Below are 21,741 nucleotides of genomic sequence, written 5' to 3' on the forward strand. Positions count from 1 at the left end.
GTAGGAAGGAGCCAGACAGGTGAAACGAGTATACAGCATATGTCTTTCAACTATGGTCTCGTTTATTTTATTATTTCCTAACAGTGGCTTTGCAAAGACAACAGTAGAAACAAAAATGCCTTCATCTGTTTTAAATATTTCTAAAGACAATACGTTTCCAAATGATGCGCAAGATTTACCGCGTTTACAGCCGAGTAAGTTTGCTCAAGAATTATTAAAAACAGCAAATATTAAAATTGAAAATCCGGACTTAATTCGAATGTTTAATGAAACAACAATTTCGAATGCGCCGCTTGCGGTAGGGTACCGAGCAAAGATTTATTTAGGGCAATGGGCTTTACATTATGAATCGATTGATACATCGGTTAATTGGGAATATAAACAAGTAAATCGCAATGTGTACGATAATCGCGGAGGAGATCGCCTATATCCACTACGCTATAAGCAAGAAACACAAAAGACGGTTGAAGGTGATTTAACAGCAGATATGAAAGATGCTGCAGATGTGAAAAAAATGATGCTTCTCAAAGCACTTGAAAAAGTACAATTGCCACTTTCATTTAAAACGACTATTGGTTATGGTACAGGGCATGAGCGTGTGTATAATATTAGTCCGAGTCAACTTGGATATTTATATGCTTATACACCAGCAGTAAATGAAAAAGGGAAAGTAACATTTGGAGAAGTATATCTCGTATTAAAAGGAAATCAAAAAAGGCTTGTTGTAAAAAATATTACTTCTCAAGGAATTGGAGCCGCTATCCCAATTCATGATCATTTATATTTTAAATTCATTTCTTCTTCTCATTCGCAATAAGATAAAAAACGTCAGCTTATAAGCTGACGTTTTTTTATAATGTAATATTTGCTGTTTTTGATAAGAAATCTTCGGTTGGATAGTAGCTGTTTTTTACAAGAACATTCGGTCCAAGACATTTTACTGCTGGACAGTGACAGCTTAATGATTTTGCTGTTTTTGAAGCGCTCCATTTTTCATACGCTTCTTGTAACGTATTTGTTTGAATGTTACCTAGAAGTGGAACATCACCAAAGTCCGTTACAATAATATTTCCATCAAAAATATTTACATTTAAACGAGAACGGCCATCTGGATCGTTACGAACAGTTACATTTTTGCTCTTTTGTAATTTTTTAAATGTGGCAATGTCTCGCTCATCATCGCTACAAGCATAGAAAGGTAAAGTTCCAAATAACATCCATACATTTTCATCGCGAATTTCTAGTAAATGCTCAATTGCATCACGAATTTCAGCTTTTGTTAAAATCTCTAGATTACTCGCGAAGTCACTTGGATACATTGGGTGAACCTCATGACGTTTACATCCCATTTCATCAACGATTTGACGATGAATATGCTCAATGTGTGGTAGAGTTCGTTTATTCAACATCGTTTCGGCTGATACGAGTACACCTGCATCTGATAGAGCTTTACTATTTGTGATCATACGTTCAAATAATTTTGCACGCTGTTCATACGTAGGTTTACGCTCCATCATTGCAAATCCGCCTTCAACGAAGTCGTCAATTGTTCCCCAGTTATGAGATATATGCAATACGTCTAAATAGGGAATAATTTGTTCGTAACGTGCTAAATCTATAGTTAAGTTTGAGTTGATTTGAGTGCGAACACCTCGTTCGTGGGCGTATTTTAAGAGTGGTGTTACATAGTTGTCGACGGATTTTTTTGAAAGCATAGGTTCTCCGCCAGTAATACTTAAAGAACGTAAATGAGGAATCTCATCTAATCGTTTTAATAAAAGATCCATCGGAAGCGGATTCGGGTCTTTCGGCTGTAACGTGTAACCAACAGCGCAATGCTCACAGCGCATATTGCATAACGTCGTCGTTGTAAATTCAACATTTGTTAATAGTAGTTTGCCGTACTCTTCAAGGTCCATATACGCTTCCCATGGATCGTAAGAAGGAGTAATCGGCTTCATTTTTTGTGATATCGTCATATGAAATACTCCTTTGACTATTGAAATAACAATTTGTCCATTCTCTATAATAGAAGAATATGTGCTTTTTATAAAGCGAAACTTTTTAGAGGAAAAAGAGAGAGGGCTTACATTATAGCGAATAACCGTGACAAAATTGATGAAATTACATACCCATTGTAATCATTTTTGCGGTATAATAAAAGCAACTCGAATTAAAAGGAGAGTGCCTTCATGGGAAAAGCAATTCAAGATAAAGATACACAATTAGTATATTTAAAAGAACGTTTAAATATGTTCATTGAAGTAATTGATACAATTGAACCTGAAGAAGTAGAATTAGAAGATGTAGATCGTCTTCTTGCAATGTTAGATGAATTAGAATTAAAATGTGAGCAATTTAAAAAAGACGAATAATATATTAAAAAGGCTGCCAATTCCAATTTGGTAGCCTTTTTCTGTGCGGATAATAGAAGGACGATAGAAAAAGAGGTATAATCAAGTTGTGAAAAATTTCATTTATGCTTGAATAGCTTGAAACAAATAAAAAGCTAAAGAGCATAACAATGAAATTTTCAGCTCATAACGTTTTGGTAGCGTTCACAATTGAGGGGGAAGTAACAATGGAAAAGCTTCAAGAAAGCATGTATCAACTAATTGTTGAAACGTCAACGAACTTACCGAAAGATGTTCGTCGTGCGATTCAACAAGCGAAAGAGCGAGAAAATGCAGGGACTCGTTCTGCGATGGCACTTGGCACAATTACAAATAATATTAAAATGGCTGATGATAACATCTCACCAATTTGCCAAGATACAGGGATGCCAACGTTTAAAATTTATACACCAGTTGGTCTGAATCAATTAAAGTTGAAGGAAGCTATCTATAATGCGCTTGAGCGGGCGACAAAAGATGGTAAACTTCGTCCAAATTCTGTTGATTCTCTTTTTGGAGACAATAGTGGAAATAATTTAGGACCAGGTACACCAGTTATTAAGTTTGAGCAATGGGAAAAAGATTATATTGATGCACGTTTAATCCTAAAAGGTGGTGGCTGTGAGAATAAAAACATTCAGTATAGCTTACCATGTGAATTAGAAGGACTTGGACGAGCTGGCCGTGATTTAGAAGGGATTCGTAAATGCCTTCTTCATGCAGTATATCAAGCACAAGGTCAAGGATGTAGTGCAGGTGTAATTGGTGTTGGTATCGGGGGAGACCGCACATCAGGTTACGAATTAGCAAAAAATCAATTATTCCGTACATTAGATGATGTCAATCCAATTCCAGAGTTACAACAACTTGAAGAGTACGTATTAGAAAATGCGAATAAGCTTGGCATTGGTACGATGGGATTTGGCGGAGAAACAACTTTACTTGGCTGTAAAATTGGCGTGTATAACCGTCTGCCAGCTAGCTTCTACGTATCTGTGGCGTATAATTGCTGGGCATATCGTCGCCTTGGTGTAACAATCCATCCTGAAACAGGTGAAATTATGGATTGGTTATATCAAGAAGGTGACGATACACTGAAGCAAGAAGCACAAGAAAAAACAGAGCAACGTGAGATTGTATTACAAGCGCCAATTACAGAAGAGCAAATTCGTGAACTTCGCGTTGGTGATGTTGTAACAATTAATGGCATGATGTATACAGGTCGTGACGCAATCCATAAGCATTTAATGGATAACGATTGTCCAGTAGATCTAAATGGGCAAATTATTTACCACTGTGGTCCAGTTGTTGTGAAAGATGAAAATGACAATTGGCAAATTAAAGCGGCAGGTCCAACGACAAGTATTCGTGAAGAACCGTACCAAGGCGATATTATGAAGAAATTCGGTATTCGCGCTGTTATTGGAAAAGGCGGTATGGGTGCGAAAACATTAGCGGCTTTAGAAGAACACGGCGGTGTATATTTAAACGCAATCGGTGGTGCAGCGCAATATTATGCTGAATGTATTAAAGAAGTGAAAGATGTTGATTTCTTACAATTTGGTATTCCAGAGGCAATGTGGCATTTACGTATCGATGGATTTAAAGCAGTTGTAACAATGGATTCCCACGGTAATAGCTTACATGCAGATGTTGATAAAACATCACTTGAAAAATTAGCTAGCTTTAAAGAGCCAGTATTTAAGTAAATAAAAAATGCATCTCGAATGATTCGAGATGCATTTTTTTGGTATATATAGAAAAACATGTTCAGCATGAAAGAATGCAAGGCAACAGAAACTACAAGTACGATTATATATGGAAAGGAGACTATTTATGAAATATAAATGGTTATATATCGGTCTCATTTTTTCAATTATGATGGCACTTGTTCCAGTTTCGGCACTAGCTTATACAAATACCCCACATAACTGGGGAATCCCGCGTCCTAAAAATGAAACAGTACCAGATGCAGGAAAGTTATATACAGATTTATTACAAAAAAATGGTGGTTTTTATTTAGGAGATACGAAGAAAAAAGATATTTATTTAACATTTGATAATGGATATGAGAATGGATACACAGGGAAAATCTTAGATGTATTAAAAGAGAAAAAAGTACCAGCAACTTTCTTTGTAACGGGGCATTACATTAAAACACAAAAAGATTTATTGTTAAGAATGAAGAATGAAGGACATATTATTGGAAACCATTCTTGGAGTCATCCTGATTTTACAGCGGTAAATGATGAGAAACTTCGTGAAGAATTAACGAGTGTAACGGAAGAAATTAAAAAAGTAACTGGGCAAAAAGAAGTGAAATATGTACGTCCTCCGCGCGGCGTATTTAGTGAAAGAACGTTAGCTCTTACGAAAGAAATGGGCTATTATAATGTATTTTGGTCACTTGCATTTTTGGATTGGAAAGTAGATCAGCAAAGAGGATGGCAATATGCGCATAATAATGTTATGACGATGATTCATCCAGGATCTATTTTATTACTTCATGCAATATCAAAAGATAATGCAGAAGCACTTGCAAAAATCATTGATGATTTGCGCGAGAAAGGGTATCATTTTAAAAGTCTAGATGACTTAGTAAAAAGCAATCAACCGTAAGCATGTATGCTTGCGGTTTTCTCATGCTATAATGATGTGTAAAAAGGATGGGGAAACGTATGTGGAGCGAACATGTTACGTTAGAGTATCCGTATCATTTTGAAGAAGTATTAAAACGTTTATCTTTTGATCCTCTTAACGTCATTCAATTAGATGAGAAAGTTATTTATGTCCCGCTTTGTATAGACGAGGAACAGATTGTTGTTCGCCTGCAAGGGATTGGTACTGTTCAAAATCCACAGTTTTGGATTTCTAGTCAGACAGGAGATCCAGAGAAAGTTATGAAACGAATGAGGGCCATTTTTCATTGGAATGAACCGTTTCAAGATATACAAAATCATTTTTTAAACACATCATTACGTCCACTATTTGAAACATATGCTTATACTCCAATTATTTTAGAATTTGATTATTTTGCTTGTCTTCTTCGCTGTATCATTCATCAACAAATAAATTTGAAATTTGCTACTGTGTTAACAGAACAGTTTGTGAAACGATATGGAACAGAAAAGAACGGTGTATTCTTTTTCCCCACTCCAGAAATAGTAGCAAATATTTCAATAGAGGAATTGAGAGAGCAGAAGTTTAGTCAGCGAAAGGCTGAATATATAGTAGGATTAGGTCGAAGTATTGCCAGCGGTACATTAAATTTAGCGAGTATAGAAACCAAGGCGGAAGAAGAGATTTCAGCACAATTGTTACCAATTAGGGGGATTGGTACATGGACAGTGCAAAATTTTTTAATGTTTGGGCTTGGACGGAAAAACATGTTTCCGAAAGCGGACATTGGGATTCAGCGTGCAGTACAAGGTGTATTTCAATTAGATGATAAGCCTGATGATGCATTTTTAGAAAAAGTGAAACAAGAGTGTGAACCATACTGCAGTTATGCAGCGTTATATTTATGGAAAAGTATAGAGTAGAGGTGTAATAATGATACAAAAGCAACATGAGAGTAAGTTGGAAGTTGGTCAAACGTTCCCTGTGACAATTAAACGTCTTGGGATTAACGGAGAAGGCGTTGGTTATTTTAAGAGACAAGTTGTTTTCATTCCAGGGGCATTACCAGGAGAAGAAGTTGTTGCAGAAACAACGAAAATTCAGCGTGGCTTCGCTGAAGCGAAAGTGAAAAAAGTTCGTAAAGCTTCACCACATCGTGTGAAAGCACCATGTCCGGTATATGAAGAGTGTGGCGGTTGCCAATTGCAACATTTAGACTATAAAGAACAATTAAATCAAAAGCGTGATATCGTTGTACAAGCATTCCAGAAGTATATGAACAACGGTTTGGAAGAGAAAATTCTTCCGACGCTTGGCATGGAAAATCCATGGCATTATCGTAATAAGAGTCAACTACAAGTGGGGCGTAAAGACGAAAAGGTTATTACAGGACTGTATAAACAAAATTCACATCAGCTAATTGATATTGCTCATTGTATGATTCAACATAAAGCAACGAATGAAGCGACAAAAGTTGTAAGACGTATTTTAGAAAAATTAAATGTTTCTATTTACAATGAGAAAAAACAAAAAGGTTTAGTACGTACAATTGTGACACGTACTGCAGTTCAAACAGGGGAAGTACAAGTTACACTTATTACAACAAAAGAAGAGTTGCCAAATAAAGAACAATTTATTGCAGAAGTACAAAAACAGATGCCAGCTGTTAAATCAATTATGCAAAATGTAAACTGGCGTAAAACATCTGTTATTTTCGGTGATAAAACATTTAAATTAGCTGGAAAAGAAGTAATTCAAGAAACACTTGGTGATTTATCATTTGAATTATCAGCACGTGCATTCTTCCAGTTGAATCCAGAACAAACGGTTGTTTTATACAATGAAGCGAAAAAAGCCGCTGCTTTAACTGGCAATGAGAAAATTGTAGATGCGTATTGTGGTGTTGGTACAATCGGACTTTGGCTTGCAAATGATGCAGCGGAAGTACGTGGTATGGATGTAATTCCAGAAGCAATTGCAGACGCAAGAAAAAATGCGAAGCGTCACGGATTTACAAATACGAAATATGAAGCAGGTAAAGCTGAACAATGGCTACCGAAATGGGTAAAAGAAGGATGGCGTCCAGATGTAATTGTTGTCGATCCACCTCGTACAGGTTGCGATGATAAATTACTGGAAACAATTTTAAAAGTGAAGCCGAAACAAGTTGTTTACGTATCTTGTAACCCTTCTTCATTAGCACGTGATGTACAAGCGTTAATGAAGAGCTATGAAGTGGAATATGTACAACCAGTTGATATGTTCCCGCATACAGCTCATGTAGAAAATGTAGTGAAGCTTGTTAGAAAGTAAAGTGTATTTATATTCCCTCACGATATGAGGGAATATTTTCTATGAAGGAGAATAAAATGAACAATTATAAATTAACGATTCAGTACGATGGTGCACGTTTTAAAGGATGGCAACGTCTCGGTAATAACGATAATACGATTCAAGGAAAAATCGAAAGTGTCATTTCCGAAATGGTCGGAAAAGAAATTGAAATTATCGGTTGTAGTAGAACAGACGCTGGTGTACATGCTTTGAATCAAGTTGCTAACTTTCAAAGTGATGAGAAGTTAGTGGAACATAAAGTGAAAAAATATTTAAATCAATATTTGCCAAATGATATTAGCATTACAAATGTGGAAGAAGTACATGATCGATTCCATGCTCGTTACAATTCTAAAGCAAAAACATATCTGTATAAAATTTGGAATGAAGAGCATACGAACCCATTTATGCGTAAATACAGCATGCATGTGAATAAAAAATTAAATGTGAAAAGCATGAAAGAAGCTGCGAAACATTTAGTTGGTTCACATGACTTTACTGCTTTTTCAAATGCAAAATCAAAGAAAAAGTCTATGGTGCGAGAAGTATATACACTTGATGTGATGGAAGAGGCAGGATTTGTACAAATTAGAGTAAGTGGTAACGGATTCCTTCATAACATGGTACGAAAAATTGTTGGAGCATTAATTGAAGTTGGATTAGGACAATTAGATGCAGAGGCGATTCCACACATTTTAGAGGCGAAACAACGTAATCAGATTAATTGCCTTGCTGAGGCAAGTGGTTTGTATTTGGAGAATGTTGAGTTTTAATTATGGAATAGAATAAGCAGTTTGAAAAAATAGAATGTGTTTGTTAATAATTTACATGGATGCATGTGTAATTTATAATAAAAATAGTAAGAAATTAGCGGGAGACCTAAGGGGCTTCTGCTTTATTTTTAAGTGAAGGTGTGGAGCTGTTGGAAATAAAAGATATTTCTAAATGGAAAATAGATAATGAAAAGACAGCTTCTGGAACTAGGGAGAAGCACTGGGTAAAACATCCAGAAACAGGACAGTTATATTTGTTCAAATTACCAAAAGCCGGAACTGGGGAAATCTGGGCAGAAAAAATTGCGGCTGGAGTGGGGACAATTTTAGGATTAGAAACAATGGATACAGAGATAGCTATATATGAAGGTGAACAAGGTATATTACTGAAAAATTTTGTTGAATATGGAAAGGAAGAGCTTTTTCATGGTGGTGACCTTTTACAGCCTGTAGTCGAAGAATTTGATCCAAGAACATTAGACGACTATAATTTGGATAATATAATGCAATCATTAATTCCTTTTAATATGGAAGAAAATTTCATTTCTATTTGTGTGTTTGATGCATTAATCGCTAATCAGGATAGGCATTGTGAGAACTGGGGAGTAATTCAAAGAATGGGAGATGTGAGGTTTGCTCCTATTTATGATAATGGTGCTTCAATGGGCTTTAATGTAGCTGAGGAGGTTATAATGGCTTGTTTAAAGGATGAAGTAAGGTTTAAAGCATTTACTAATCGTTCTAAAACAATTATTGAGGTAAATGGGAAAAGAAAGCCGAAAATTATAACTCTTTTAGACGAGCTGAAAAAAAGGTATCCTACATATATGCAACAGAATATTGAACATATAAGCAATTTATGTTATGATAATCTACTGCCCGTTATCGATGAGGTTCCTCATTGTATAATGTCCTCAAATTATAAAAAATGGGTAGTAAAACTATTGTTATATAGAGCAAAATGGCTTGAACAATGGTATAAGGGGGCTGTATAGAAATGGTGAAATCTGTATTGTGGCTAATTTGGCAAAATATCGAAACTCGTCAGCGCTATCATATTGGGAATTTATATCATGATCAGACTGGTTACTATTTTGAATATGAGAAATCAAAAAAGCATAGGGGATTGCAAGAGGCTTTAGAACAAGGGTATTGTGTGCATCTTGCATTTCCAGATCTAAAAAAAACATATTACTCTCCTTTCTTATTTAGTGCTTTTTCTCGACGCCTTCCAAGTACTGGGCGTCCGGATTTTAATGAGTTATTAAAGCGTTATGGTTTATCGAATGATTATACAGAAATGGATTTATTGCGTGTTACAAATGGAAGATTAGCTACGGATTCCTATGAAATGGTAGCTCCCATATTTATAGATGATAATCGATTTGGATTTGATTTTTTTGTAGCTGGTTGGAGGCATTATGAAGGAGAGGCTTTGTTAGAAACATTATCTAGTGAAACGCCTGTATGCTTAAAGAGGGAACCGAAGAATAAACAGGACAGTTTTGCAGTTAGAGTAGAGACAGAAGAAAAGAATTTACTTGGGTATGTTCCAGCCTTTTACAGTGAGTTTGTTGCTGAAGTATTAGATAAGGAATGTACCTATAAACTTCAAATCGATAAAATTGATGCAGGTGCTATTCCGCAATTAAGGATGAATATTTTAGTAGAAGGTTATTTGGATCACAATGTTGATAAGAATGTTTTATTAAATTTTTTGCCGATCCAAGAGGGATTTGAAGTGAAGGTTTGTACAAATTAAAAAGAGGTAAAACACGAGATAGGTGAAAAAACTTGTGTTTTACTTCTTTTTAAGTTTAGTTAAGAAGATTTCTCTTTCTTCATCTGTATCTTCAAATTCCAAAAAGCAGCAAGCATAATAGCCGCAAAGGAGCCGCTAATTGCTGCGAATAGCTTTGCATAAGGATAGGCATTTATATCAACTAGTAACATCATACATACAATGGTAGGGAAGAAGGCTAAGTATTGTAATAACTTTAATTTGTTATCATTACTCATATATATCGTTCCTTTCTAGTATGTTATATGTTTATTGTAACATATTTTCCCATTTCTAGCACTTGGAGAAACATTCACTTCATATGTGTAAATGCAATTTTTTAATTCGATATTGTAAGTTTTGTCTACTTAACCCTAAAAACTTTGCAGCTTGTGAAATATTACCGTGATACTCTTTCAAAATTTGATTGATGTAGTTCTTTTCCATTTCTTCTATTGTGTGCTTTAACGTTTTTGGCGCATCAGTATCGTTATTAGTTAGGAGAGGTTGCATATTGAATTCTTTTTTTATTCGTTCGCGAAAGCGATTGGGAAGATGAAACGCTGTAATGATATGTTCATCTTCAACTAAATTCATTGAACCTTCAATGACATGTTCCAATTCTCGTACATTTCCAGGCCAATCATATGCATACAGGAATTCTCTTACATGTATATCTACATCTGTTACGCCGAGTCCAAATTGAATGTTGTACTTTTCGATAAAGTGCTGAACAAGAGCAGGAATATCTTCTTTTCGTTCACGTAAAGGTGGGAGACATAAAGTAACGACGCTTAATCGGTAATATAAGTCTTCCCGCAATCGATTGTGTGTCATAGCTTCAAGTGGGTCTTCATTAATAGTTGCTATAATACGAACATCAATTTCTTTTTCTTGTGTGCCTCCGATTCTTCGTATTGTTTTTTCTTGTATAGCTCGCAGTAACTTCGCTTGAAGTGCTGGACTTAACGAATTAATCTCATCTAATAACAAAGTTCCTCCGTTCGCTTCTTCAAATAAACCGGCTTTATCGATAGCTCCTGTAAATGCACCTCGGTTCGTACCAAATAATAAACTTTCCATTAACGTATCAGGTATAGCGGCACAGTTTTGTGAAATAAATGGTTTGCCTGAACGCTGGCTTTCATTATGGATACTTTGTGCAAATAGTTCTTTCCCAGTGCCTGTCTCTCCTACGAGAAGTATAGAGGAGGATGTACGAATTACCCTTTTTCCTTCCGCAATGATTGATTGAATGGCTTCAGAATCACCAATTATGTGATCAAAGGTAAACTTATTATTTTGTTTTCGGGAAAGGTTTGTTTTCATTGTTTGTTTAGAATTGCTAATCTCTTTTGAAATTTCAATAGCGCCTTTAATTTTTCCATTTTCTATTATAGGGAAAGTATTGTTAATCGTCGTAATTTCTTGCCCTTTATTGTTAAAATAAGTTTGTTTTATATTTTTGTTTGTTTTTCCTAATTTTAATGCTTCTATAAGAGTACTATTTTTATTTTCCTCAAATGCGAATACTTCTAAAGGACTTTTATATAGCACATCTGAGCGCTCCATTGATTCAATTTCCATCATTTTACGGTTATAGATAATCGTTTTACCTTCCTCATTAATAATATGAATCCCGATATCGAGTTCATTGAGCAAAGTTTCATATAGCATATTCATTTCAATGATCTGTTTTAAATTAATTTCTTCTGTACGCATAGATTATCTTCTCCTCATTTCACCCTATGAAGACTGACTTTTTATAATTTTATTAAAATTCTTATAAAACCGCAAAATTTTTTTGCTATTTTCTTTTTAAAACTTCTTAAATGCTAGAAAAATTTTGCGGTTATGAAGTTTTTTTTGTGAGAAACCTTCATTTTAAATAGGAATTGGAGATTGGTACGCATTTTGCATAAATAATAATTGAAATTTTTAAAGGAGGGATATGCAACGTTTCAGTACCAACTAATAAGAAGGAGGAATTTATAAAGTGAAGACGGTTATAGAAGGCGTGTATAGTCCTTGTTACGGGAAAGTAGAGAAGTTATTTGTTAAGGAAAGTTCTTACGTATATGAGTGGGAGAAATTAGCGTTAATTGAAACGATAGATAAACAGAAAGTAGAAATTAAGGTAGGAATAAGTGGGTATATTGAATCATTAGAAGTAGTAGAGGGACAAGCTATCGCTGATCAAAAGTTATTAATAACAATGAGGGATGATCTTTTAATAACAGGTAGTGATTAATTGCATGATATGTATTTTGCACTCTTTAATAATTTATTTTACGATGAAGAATTTTTGAAACGCTTACATTTAATAGGGTTACAAAGTGAAAAGGGGGGATTTATATGATGGATCAAAACCAAGGATTAAAAAGGGAATTGAAAAGCAGACACATATTTATGATTGCACTTGGAGGAGTTATTGGTACCGGACTTTTTTTAGGATCGGGGTATACAATTCATGAAGCTGGACCTGGAGGAGCGATTGTAGCTTATCTTGTTGGAGGATTTGTTATGTATTTAACGATGCTCTGTCTCGGAGAATTAGCTGTTGCGATGCCTGACGCAGGATCTTATCAAACGTATGCTACAAAGCATATTTCCCCTGCAGCGGGTTATGTAGTCGGATGGATGTCGTGGCTAAACTGGTCGGCTACAATAGGTATTGAACTAATTGCAGTTAGTATTTTAATGAAACGCTGGTTTCCTGATGTATCGTCTTGGGTTTGGTGCGTAGTGTTTGCGGTACTACTTTTTGCTATTAACGCGTTATCTTCAAGAAGTTTTGCAGAAGTTGAATTTTGGTTTGCAAGTATTAAAGTCATTACAATCATTGCATTTATTATTTTGGGCGGGGCAGCGATGTTTGGTTTTCTAGATATGAAAGGAAATGAACCAGCACCAATGTTCTCTAGTTTTACTGATTATGGTGGATTGTTTCCAAATGGATTATCCGCTATTTTAATTACGATGATTGCTGTTAACTTTTCCTTCCAAGGAACAGAACTAGTCGGTATTGCAGCAGGTGAGAGTGAAAATCCAGAGAAAACAATTCCGAAGGCAATTAATAATACAGTTTGGCGTATACTCGTGTTCTTTGTATTATCTATTTTCATTCTTGCAGGATTATTCCCTTGGCAACAGGCGGGAGTAATAGAAAGTCCATTTGTAGTTGTATTTGATAAAATTGGTATTCCTTATGCAGCCGATATTATCAATTTCGTTATTATTACAGCGGTTCTATCCGTTGCGAATTCAGGATTATATGCAACTTCTCGTATGCTATGGTCTATGTCTAATCAAGGAATGATTAGTCCGATTTTTGGTAAGTTATCTAAAAATGGTGTTCCTATTTATGCATTGATTGTAAGTACAATTGTAGGTTGCCTTTCATTACTATCAGGTATTTATGCGGAAGATACAGTTTATTTATGGCTACTTTCTATTGCCGGGTTCGGAGCGATATTAGTTTGGGCATCTATTGCTTTATCTAACTTATTAGCTAGAAGGTCATATATAAAGCAGGGCGGAGATGTGAAAGACTTGAAATTTAAAACACCACTGTATCCATTCGTACCACTGCTTGCATTAGTATTAAATGTAACAGTAATTGTTGGTATGGCCTTTATTCCAGAACAAAGAATGGCGTTATATTGTGGAATTCCATTTATGATTGTTTGCTTACTGTTTTACCGTGCGACAAGAAATAAGGCACATAAAGTAGAACATATTGAAAAGACAGATACAACAGAAGTAGAAAGTTTATAATATTGAGTAATTTAGAGACTGTAAAATTGTAAACAGTCTCTTTTTTTGTGAAAATAAAGCTGGAAACATACTATGTATGCAAAGGGGGATTAGCGATGAATGAAGAAGTTTCACAGCTATTAGAACAGATTGATTTACGAAAAGATGAGTTACTAGAGCTTACAAAAACCTTAATTCGTTTTGAAACACCAGCACCGCCGGCGAGAAACACAAATGAGGCGCAAGAATTTGTTGCACAGTTTTTAAGAAAACGAAATTTTAGTGTTGATAAATGGGATGTATATCCGAATGATCCGAACGTTGTTGGGGTGAAAAAAGGGATAGAAAGTGACACATATAAAAGTCTTATTATTAATGGGCATATGGATGTAGCGGAAATATCAGCAGGTGAGGCGTGGGAAACGAATCCGTTTGAGCCATTTATAAAAGATGGTTGGTTAGTTGGACGTGGTGCAGCAGATATGAAAGGGGGACTGGCTGGGGCACTATTTGCTATTCAGCTATTACAAGAAGCTGGTATTGAATTACCTGGAGATCTAATCTTTCAATCCGTAATTGGGGAAGAAGTGGGAGAAGCGGGTACACTTCAATGCTGCAAAAGAGGGTATGATGCTGATTTTGCAGTCGTAGTAGATACGAGTGATTTACATATGCAAGGACAGGGCGGCGTAATTACTGGGTGGATTACTGTGAAAAGCCCGCAAACGTTTCATGATGCAACACGTAGGCAAATGATCCATGCAGGGGGTCGTTTATTCGGAGCGAGCGCGATTGAAAAAATGATGAAAATTGTGCAAAGTTTACAAGAATTAGAGCGTCACTGGGCAGTTATGAAAACATATGAAGGCTATCCATTTGGAACAACAACAATTAATCCAGCTGTTATTGAAGGCGGAAGACATGCAGCATTTATTGCGGATGAGTGCCGGTTATGGATAACAGTACACTTTTATCCGAATGAAACACATGAACAAATAATAAAAGAAATTGAAGAGTATATTGGGAAAGTGGCAGCTGCCGATCCATGGCTAACTGAAAATCCACCACAATTTAAGTGGGGCGGAGAATCAATGATTGTGGATCGTGGCGAAATTTTTCCTTCTTTAGAAATAGATAGTGAACATGCAGCTGTAAAAACGCTTAGCTCAGTACACGAATCAATTCTTTCTAAAAATGCAATTTTAGATATGTCTGCAACGGTAACGGATGGTGGTTGGTTTAGTGAATTTCATATTCCGGCCGTTATTTACGGACCAGGTACATTAGAGGAAGCTCATTCAATAAATGAGAAAGTAGAAATAGAACAGTTAATTGAATTTACAAAAGTAATAACAGCATTTATATACGAATGGTGTCATACGAAAAAAATAGATTAGTATGTTGAAATCGTACAGGTATGTATACTTGTACGATTTTTTAGTGAACTATTTCAGAGTTGGATAGAAACAACTGAAATAGTTCTTTATTTTTCTATGTCTTTCGTTTTAGCTCAATTAATTTCTCTTTCGCTAATTCAACAGCAATTGCATCATCTAAATAACCAATTGGAAAGAGATAGTCGGGAATAATATCTGTCGATAAAATGAAATACAGTAATGCGCCGCCAAGAACTGCACGCTCTTCTTTTGAAATCGTTTCATTGCAAAATTGTTGATACATATCCGTTAATTGTTCAATGAAAGGACCAGCACTATCAATTTGTTCTAACTTGCTTGCAAAACTTTCATGAATACGTTTTTCACCCTCTGTTGTTTGCGCATATCGTTCATAGTTTTCAAGTTCTTGTTTTACGCGGGTTGTTGTGTAGTCGAAATCGAATAAGTTAGAGGATTGCAGCGTTTGCTGAATTGTATCAAGAGATGTGTACATATCCGTCTTTTCTTTATTAATGTGAGGAGAATCCGGATACATTTCATCAAATAACAATTGGGGTGGAACTTGCAGACATTCTGCGAATTTTTGTAGGTGTTTTTGTTTTGGCGGTTGTTTACCATTCATAATTCTTGAGATTGTTGCGGGATCAATATTTGTAAGCATTCCGAGTTGACGCATAGATAAGGCACGTTCTTTTAAAAGTTTTTTTATTAATCTACTAAGCCGCTCATTTGGATTTTCTTTAGGCATAGCGAAGGCACTCCTTTTTATTGTTGAAAAAATGTTGAGTATTTATTACATGTATATGAAACAGACAGGCACAGTTGCTCAACATTTTCATAAGATGCATTGAAAAGTGAGAAAAAGGGGTGGCTATTTATGAGTACGGCAGGTCTATTTTCAATTTTTTTAATTGGGATTGCTTCTAATTTAGATAATGCAGGTGTTGGGATTGCATATGGCATTCGTAAAATTAGAATTTCGTGGTTCAACAATTTTATCATCGCATTTTTTGGTTTTTTATTTACTTTATTAGCTGGATTTTTTGGGAACTGGATTGCGTTATTTATTTCAGAGTTTACAGCAAACTTGATTGGAGCAATCGTTTTAGGGATAATCGGTGTGTTTATTTTGTGCCAGCCTTTCTTGGGGCAAAGAAATACCGTAGGCTCTAAAGATGGTAATGTACTTATGGGGATTTTACGTGATCCAGAAAAAGCAGATTTTGATGGTTCTAAAACAATTAGTTTTTCAGAAGCAATTGTTTTAGGGATTGCGTTGTCTATTAATAATATTGCAGGTGGATTTGATGCTGGAGTAACAAACTTGAACCTTTGGCTTACAGCAACTATTTCTGGGGTGTTTAGTTTTATTTGCATAAGTGGTTTTGCGTATGTAGGAAAACGATATTTAGCAGAATACTTAGGGAAATGGGCTACGGTTATTGCGGGCGTGTTATTAATTCTTATCGGGATAGATCAGTTGTTGTAAGGAGAGTAGAAAACAAGGTTCGAGTATTTCCTTGGAAATACAGCAAGGGATTGCATATATCGACGTACTTTTCTCCATACTAATACGGATTTCTTTTAAGAAAGGGGGATTTGTATGGGACGCGGGAAAGCATTTGATCATAAGAAAAAAGGGCATGATCACCAACCACCTAAAGGTGCGTTCATTCATAAAGATGTAAATGAACATACTTTGGAAGAGGAAGAGCTACCAGTAAATATTGAAGCGTATAAAAATAGTTTGAAAAAACATTAAAAGCACCTACATAGGTGCTTTTTTTAACGTATATCTTCAATTAATTGTTCCGATTCTTCATGCATACTGTACTCACTTAATACTTGGATACAAAGCCACTTTAATTCTTCAATTGTATGTTCAAGTTCTTCAGGAAGCACATGATGAATGTCTTCAAGTCCCATTCCGAAATGAATAAGTTCCAGTACTTGATCATCGATGTTCCGATCCATTAATAGTTCAAGTACTTCTAAATTGAATATGTATCGGTGAGCTTCATCGAGTGAAACGACTTTTAACTTCAAGCTTTCTACAATACTCAATATAAAAAGAAGAATTGTTTTTTCAAGAACAGGTTGTTTTCCCATTTGAAATATTAGTTTCATCTTTCACACCTCCACATATAGCGCTAGGTTGTACTATATTATTCAGGAGGGGGGAGCAAATATGCATGATATAGAGAAACTTTCAGCACGGTTTTTGTATGGGCGTGGATAGTTGATACAGTTAAGGTTTTTATGAAATGAAAAAATCCTGCTAGTATAGCAGGATAGCTCTCAATTAAAAAATACTCCAACCTTCTTGGGCAGAAAGAAGTTCAAGAATTTTAAAGCCAGCGATACTATTTCCGTTTGCATCTAAAGCTGGTCCGAAAATACCAATGCCCATTTCTCCTTTTACACAGCCGAAAATGCCACCAGCTACACCACTTTTTGCGGGAATACCAACACGAATCGCAAATTCACCAGACTCGTTATACATACCGCATGTAACCATAAATGTTTTACAAATCTTTGTAATATGCTTAGGGATAATTTGTTTTTCCTTATATGGATCATATCCATCCATCGCAAAAATTAAACCGATACGCGCTAAATCGATACAGTTTACCTCAACTGCACATTGACGAGTGTATAAATCCATCAGTTCTTCGATATCACAATCAATAATTCCGTTTTGTTTCATATAGTAACAAAGTGAACGATTTAAGTAAGCTGTCTCTAATTCTGAATTGGCAACTTTAGAAGAATAATTAATAGTAGGATTATCTGTTATTTCACGTACGAAATGAAGAATGCGATCCATTTTTTCTTCATTATCTTTTCCTTCTAACATGCTTGTAATGGCTAGTGCCCCTGCATTAATCATTGGATTAAGTGGTTTAGAAGGACTTGTCGTTTCTAATTTAATAATAGAATTAAATGGATCACCGGTTGGTTCCATTCCAACTTTAGAAAATACATATTCTTCACCACGATCTAAAAGGGCAAGTGCAAGTGTAATTACTTTTGAAATACTTTGAAGAGTGAATAGTGTTTGTGAGTTGCCAGCATGGATGTATTCTGTTTCTTTATGAAAAATGGCAATCCCTAAATCATCTGGATTGGCATTTCCTAGTTCGGGGATATAAGTAGCAAGCTTTCCTTTTTTCGTATATGGTTTTACTTGTTCTAACAACTGTTGTAAGTTGTTTGTTTCAATGCACTGCATAGTACCAACGCTCCTATTTCGAATTAACTAAGTTTACTTTTCCCGATATGCTCGGAAATAAATAATAACATGAAAAAGTGGAATGATAAAACGAAAGTTGCATGTTCTATAGAGGGTCTTTCGTTTTGAATATCCTGTAGTGAAAAAGGAGAAATTTCCTTTTATATAACAGTTTGGAAATAGGAGATTTATCCATAAAAAATTCAAAAATAAAAACTACACATCTATACAACTATATGTTATTATGGTTATGTAAATAGAAAGCGTTTTCTAAGGCGTACTTATAATGATAACGATTTCATAAATTTGATAGGGGGAATTAAAATGTTGCAGTTTCTACAACGTATTGGTAAAGCGTTAATGCTTCCAATTGCCGTACTACCAGCAGCAGGATTATTGCTTCGTTTAGGACAAGAAGACGTATTTAACATTCCTGTTATGGCACAGGCCGGTGCAGCAATTTTTGATAATTTAGCACTTATTTTTGCAATTGGTGTTGCAATCGGTTTGTCTGTTGACGGTAGTGGAGCAGCTGGACTTGCCGGAGCAATCGGATATCTTGTTTTACAAAATACAACGAATGCTCTAAGTAAGACGTATTCAGCAGCAGAGTTAAATGATAAATTAAAAAGTGTTCAAGATTTAGTCGGTTCAGTAGATCCAACTAAATTAGCAGATACAATGACAAAGGTTTCAAAAGCAGCGGCGTTAACGCCAAAAATAAACATGGCCATACTCGGTGGTATTATTGCAGGGGTTGTTGCGGGATTATTATACAACAAATTCCATAAGATTAAACTACCAGAATGGTTAGGATTCTTTGCAGGAAAACGCTTCGTACCAATCATTACTTCAATCGTAATGTTACTTTTAGGATTGGTATTCGGTCAAATTTGGCCAACAATTCAAAGTGGTATTGATGCAGTGGCACATGGTATCGTGAACTTAGGTTCAATTGGTGCTGGTTTATTTGGATTATTAAACCGTTTATTAATTCCAATTGGTTTACACCACGTAATGAACACATACTTCTGGTTCGTACTTGGTGACTTTACAAATGCAGCAGGCGATATCGTTCATGGTGATATTGCACGTTTCTTTGCAAAAGATCCATCAGCAGGTATGTTTATGACTGGTTTCTTCCCAGTTATGATGTTCGGTTTACCAGCAGCATGTTTCGCAATGATTGCAGCTGCTAAACCAGAAAAACGTAAAATGGTTACAGGTATGTTAGGTGGTCTAGCATTAACTTCATTCTTAACTGGTATTACAGAGCCAATTGAATTCTCATTCATGTTCTTATCACCAGTACTATATGGAATTCATGCTGTATTAACAGGTCTGTCTCTATTCATTACAACAACACTTGGCATTCATGATGGTTTCTCATTTAGTGCCGGGGCAATCGATTACGTCTTAAACTTCGGTATTGCAACAAAACCATTGTTACTAGCAGGAATCGGTTTAATTTACGCAGCAATTTACTTTGTAGTATTCTACTTCTTAATTAAGAAGTTCGACTTAAAAACTCCTGGTCGTGAAGATGAAGAGGAAATGGCTGAAGGCGAAGAAGCTCCAGTTGCAGGTTCAATTGGTGAAACTTACGTAGCAGCTTTAGGTGGAAAAGAAAACTTAACAGTTATTGATAACTGTGCAACACGTCTACGCTTACAAGTGAAAGATGCTGGTCAAGTAAACGAAGCAGCATTAAAACGTGCTGGTGCAAAAGGTGTTATGAAATTAAGTAACACGAGTGTCCAAGTTATCGTAGGTACAAATGTTGAATCTGTTGCCGATGATATGAAAAAACACGTATAAATAATTAGATAAGAGGATATCCAAAAAGATTGATAACATCAGTTTTTAGAGGATATCCTCTTTTTTTATGTTAAAAATTTAACGGGAATCTTACTTTTGTAAATTTTCTTTTTCTTTTTTATACATATAGGTTGGTAATATGTGCAGTGCGTGATAAAGTAGGGATGACATAGAATGGATTATCCATAATCTACTAAAATAAATCTTTAGTAGAGAGATTAAATTATTGGTGAATAAGGGGAAAAAAGTAATCATGGATCACGAAAAAAATAATGCGAATGGGAAATCACGTCGGCCGATTGTATACATAAAAAGAACAATCATTCTCGTCTTACTATTTTCACTTGTATATTTCATGTATACAAAAATTGTTGCGCATAATAAGAAAGAAGAAACTTTAAAAGTAGCAGCAGAAATGAAGAAACAAGAAGAGCTAAAAAAGAAAGAAGAAAAAAAGAAGCAAGAAGCAAAAAAACAAATAGAGCAGGAAGAACAAGTGAAGCAAGCACAAGCTGCAGAACAGCCTGCTGAGGGACCACCTCAAGAAATTAATGAAAACGCTCAATTAGATCAATATTTGCAAAAAACAGGATTTAGCGGGACAGCGGTTATTGTGAAGAACGGAAAGGTTCTTTTGAATAAAGGATACGGTATGGCGAATAAAGAGAAACAAGTACCGAATAATTCAGAGACAACTTTTTATATTGGTTCTATTTCAAAGGCTTTTGTAGCGACTGCTATTATGCAATTAAAAGATCAAAATAAGTTAAATGTAGAGGATACGATTGCGAAGTATATTCCAGATTTCCCTCAAGGTAATGGCATTCAGTTAAAACATTTACTAACACATACATCAGGAATTCCAGAGTACGAGCAGGGAACAGAGGATATCTCTCATGAAGAATTGATAAAACGAATAGGAAAGCAAAAGCGTATTGGAAGTCCAGGAGAGAAATGGAAGTATTCCGATTCTAACTATTCGATACTTGCCTATATTGCTGAGAAGGTAAGCGGACAACCGTTAGAAGAGTATATTAAACAACATGTTTTTGCTACTGCTGGTATGAAACATTCTGGTTTTGGTAGAGAGCTAGAACAAACGAGATTTCCATCGACAGGTTATAAAATAGTAAATAACAATATGACAACACCTAATATTCCAAGTATGTCACAACTTTATGGTTGTGGTGATATATATACAAGTGCCCATGATTTATATTTATTTAATGAAGCGCTCTTCTCTGGAAAGTTGATTTCAAAAGAAAGCTACGATCAAATGTTTACAGGTGGAAAAAAAGATTACGGGTTTGGATGGTACGTAGACCCGGGAAGTTATTCGAATCACGGTGTAATGCCAGGCTGGAACTGTTTAAATGGATTTAGTAAAAATGGTAGTGTGTATGTTGTTTTATTATCTAACATTCAAAACAACATTAAATCTTTTGGTAAAGTGAATAATGACATTTATACGATGTTACGAAATATTGAAGTGTAAGAGACTATCTTTTTAGGTAGTCTTTTTTTTATGTGATTAGAACATATTGTTTCGTTGAAAAATGTATGTCTTACCTATCACAAAAAGAGTCTGCTTTGTATACATTAAGATGTATGGATATATTTTTATAATTTAAAAATAATA

At 35.3% G+C, this 21,741-nt stretch carries 22 protein-coding genes; 16 read left to right on the top strand and 6 right to left on the bottom strand.

Annotated elements, in window-relative coordinates; genetic code table 11:
- Window positions 1-19: 19 nt before the first annotated feature.
- Window positions 20-817, top strand: coding sequence for a YfkD famly protein (locus tag NLJ82_RS02555; protein ID WP_001992424.1), 798 nt, complete (start codon window positions 20-22; stop codon window positions 815-817).
- 34 nt (window positions 818-851) lie between these two features.
- Here the strand turns inward: NLJ82_RS02555 and yfkAB are convergent, their stop codons facing one another.
- Complete coding sequence (gene yfkAB, locus NLJ82_RS02560; RefSeq protein WP_000156010.1) at window positions 852-1,979, bottom strand: radical SAM/CxCxxxxC motif protein YfkAB; 1,128 nt, start codon at window positions 1,977-1,979, stop codon at window positions 852-854.
- Window positions 1,980-2,192: 213 nt separating this feature from the next.
- Here yfkAB and NLJ82_RS02565 point away from each other — a divergent pair, with 213 nt between their 5' ends.
- The 8 genes from NLJ82_RS02565 to NLJ82_RS02600 all read left to right on the top strand — a co-directional run bounded on the left by NLJ82_RS02565 (window position 2,193) and on the right by NLJ82_RS02600 (window position 9,881).
- Window positions 2,193-2,375: an SE1561 family protein gene (locus NLJ82_RS02565; protein WP_000513558.1), complete on the top strand. Its 183-nt coding sequence runs from the start codon at window positions 2,193-2,195 to the stop codon at window positions 2,373-2,375.
- Window positions 2,376-2,581: 206 nt separating this feature from the next.
- Window positions 2,582-4,102 (top strand): class I fumarate hydratase, encoded by a 1,521-nt coding sequence (fumA, locus tag NLJ82_RS02570; RefSeq protein ID WP_000413498.1) that lies wholly within the window; start codon window positions 2,582-2,584, stop codon window positions 4,100-4,102.
- A 127-nt stretch (window positions 4,103-4,229) separates the two neighbouring features.
- A complete protein-coding gene (gene pdaA, locus NLJ82_RS02575; protein WP_000875959.1) occupies window positions 4,230-5,012 on the top strand; it encodes a delta-lactam-biosynthetic de-N-acetylase in 783 nt (260 codons plus the stop codon).
- A gap of 59 nt (window positions 5,013-5,071) precedes the next feature.
- Entirely contained in the window at window positions 5,072-5,935 is an 864-nt protein-coding gene (locus NLJ82_RS02580; RefSeq protein ID WP_000269439.1) for a DNA-3-methyladenine glycosylase family protein, read from the top strand.
- 10 nt (window positions 5,936-5,945) lie between these two features.
- Complete coding sequence (gene rlmD, locus NLJ82_RS02585) at window positions 5,946-7,325, top strand: 23S rRNA (uracil(1939)-C(5))-methyltransferase RlmD (protein WP_000615222.1); 1,380 nt, start codon at window positions 5,946-5,948, stop codon at window positions 7,323-7,325.
- 56 nt (window positions 7,326-7,381) lie between these two features.
- The gene (gene truA / locus NLJ82_RS02590) at window positions 7,382-8,119 is read left to right on the top strand and encodes a tRNA pseudouridine(38-40) synthase TruA (protein WP_001067307.1); all 738 of its coding nucleotides are present in this window, start codon (window positions 7,382-7,384) and stop codon (window positions 8,117-8,119) included.
- Window positions 8,120-8,268: 149 nt separating this feature from the next.
- Window positions 8,269-9,114 (top strand): HipA domain-containing protein, encoded by an 846-nt coding sequence (locus NLJ82_RS02595; RefSeq protein ID WP_000402988.1) that lies wholly within the window; start codon window positions 8,269-8,271, stop codon window positions 9,112-9,114.
- A gap of 2 nt (window positions 9,115-9,116) precedes the next feature.
- Window positions 9,117-9,881: an HIRAN domain-containing protein gene (locus NLJ82_RS02600; RefSeq protein ID WP_000241070.1), complete on the top strand. Its 765-nt coding sequence runs from the start codon at window positions 9,117-9,119 to the stop codon at window positions 9,879-9,881.
- 59 nt (window positions 9,882-9,940) lie between these two features.
- On the opposite strand, the gene NLJ82_RS02605 is transcribed toward NLJ82_RS02600, so the two are convergent.
- Entirely contained in the window at window positions 9,941-10,138 is a 198-nt protein-coding gene (locus NLJ82_RS02605; RefSeq protein ID WP_000063915.1) for a hypothetical protein, read from the bottom strand.
- Window positions 10,139-10,217: 79 nt separating this feature from the next.
- Window positions 10,218-11,621, bottom strand: coding sequence for a sigma-54 interaction domain-containing protein (locus tag NLJ82_RS02610; protein ID WP_001258437.1), 1,404 nt, complete (start codon window positions 11,619-11,621; stop codon window positions 10,218-10,220).
- Window positions 11,622-11,895: 274 nt separating this feature from the next.
- Here NLJ82_RS02610 and NLJ82_RS02615 point away from each other — a divergent pair, with 274 nt between their 5' ends.
- The 3 genes from NLJ82_RS02615 (at window position 11,896) to NLJ82_RS02625 (ending at window position 15,052) form a co-directional block, all read left to right on the top strand.
- The gene (locus tag NLJ82_RS02615) at window positions 11,896-12,150 is read left to right on the top strand and encodes a biotin/lipoyl attachment domain-containing protein (protein WP_000859486.1); all 255 of its coding nucleotides are present in this window, start codon (window positions 11,896-11,898) and stop codon (window positions 12,148-12,150) included.
- Between the two features lie 104 nt (window positions 12,151-12,254).
- The gene (locus NLJ82_RS02620; RefSeq protein WP_000969261.1) at window positions 12,255-13,676 is read left to right on the top strand and encodes an amino acid permease; all 1,422 of its coding nucleotides are present in this window, start codon (window positions 12,255-12,257) and stop codon (window positions 13,674-13,676) included.
- A gap of 95 nt (window positions 13,677-13,771) precedes the next feature.
- Window positions 13,772-15,052 carry an acetylornithine deacetylase gene (locus tag NLJ82_RS02625; protein WP_001001583.1) on the top strand — a complete coding sequence of 427 codons (1,281 nt, stop codon included), beginning with the start codon at window positions 13,772-13,774 and terminating at the stop codon, window positions 15,050-15,052.
- Window positions 15,053-15,146: 94 nt separating this feature from the next.
- On the opposite strand, the gene NLJ82_RS02630 is transcribed toward NLJ82_RS02625, so the two are convergent.
- A complete protein-coding gene (locus NLJ82_RS02630) occupies window positions 15,147-15,800 on the bottom strand; it encodes a helix-turn-helix domain-containing protein (RefSeq protein WP_001123720.1) in 654 nt (217 codons plus the stop codon).
- 129 nt (window positions 15,801-15,929) lie between these two features.
- Here NLJ82_RS02630 and NLJ82_RS02635 point away from each other — a divergent pair, with 129 nt between their 5' ends.
- The gene (locus NLJ82_RS02635) at window positions 15,930-16,541 is read left to right on the top strand and encodes a manganese efflux pump (RefSeq protein WP_000100725.1); all 612 of its coding nucleotides are present in this window, start codon (window positions 15,930-15,932) and stop codon (window positions 16,539-16,541) included.
- A 114-nt stretch (window positions 16,542-16,655) separates the two neighbouring features.
- Window positions 16,656-16,814: a hypothetical protein gene (locus tag NLJ82_RS02640; RefSeq protein WP_000532409.1), complete on the top strand. Its 159-nt coding sequence runs from the start codon at window positions 16,656-16,658 to the stop codon at window positions 16,812-16,814.
- A gap of 23 nt (window positions 16,815-16,837) precedes the next feature.
- On the opposite strand, the gene NLJ82_RS02645 is transcribed toward NLJ82_RS02640, so the two are convergent.
- Together NLJ82_RS02645 and glsA are read right to left on the bottom strand one after the other, a co-directional pair.
- On the bottom strand, window positions 16,838-17,179 hold the full coding sequence (locus NLJ82_RS02645) for a DUF3969 family protein (RefSeq protein ID WP_000766603.1): 342 nt from the start codon (window positions 17,177-17,179) through the stop codon (window positions 16,838-16,840).
- A gap of 175 nt (window positions 17,180-17,354) precedes the next feature.
- The gene (gene glsA, locus NLJ82_RS02650; protein WP_001149860.1) at window positions 17,355-18,284 is read right to left on the bottom strand and encodes a glutaminase A; all 930 of its coding nucleotides are present in this window, start codon (window positions 18,282-18,284) and stop codon (window positions 17,355-17,357) included.
- Between the two features lie 324 nt (window positions 18,285-18,608).
- Here glsA and nagE point away from each other — a divergent pair, with 324 nt between their 5' ends.
- Together nagE and NLJ82_RS02660 are read left to right on the top strand one after the other, a co-directional pair.
- Window positions 18,609-20,102 carry an N-acetylglucosamine-specific PTS transporter subunit IIBC gene (gene nagE, locus NLJ82_RS02655; protein ID WP_000938883.1) on the top strand — a complete coding sequence of 498 codons (1,494 nt, stop codon included), beginning with the start codon at window positions 18,609-18,611 and terminating at the stop codon, window positions 20,100-20,102.
- A gap of 253 nt (window positions 20,103-20,355) precedes the next feature.
- The gene (locus NLJ82_RS02660) at window positions 20,356-21,597 is read left to right on the top strand and encodes a serine hydrolase domain-containing protein (RefSeq protein ID WP_000349479.1); all 1,242 of its coding nucleotides are present in this window, start codon (window positions 20,356-20,358) and stop codon (window positions 21,595-21,597) included.
- The last annotated feature ends 144 nt before the right edge of the window (window positions 21,598-21,741 follow it).

Source organism: Bacillus paranthracis (assembly GCF_024296885.1).
In the GTDB taxonomy this organism is placed as follows: Bacteria; Bacillota; Bacilli; order Bacillales; family Bacillaceae_G; genus Bacillus_A; species Bacillus_A paranthracis.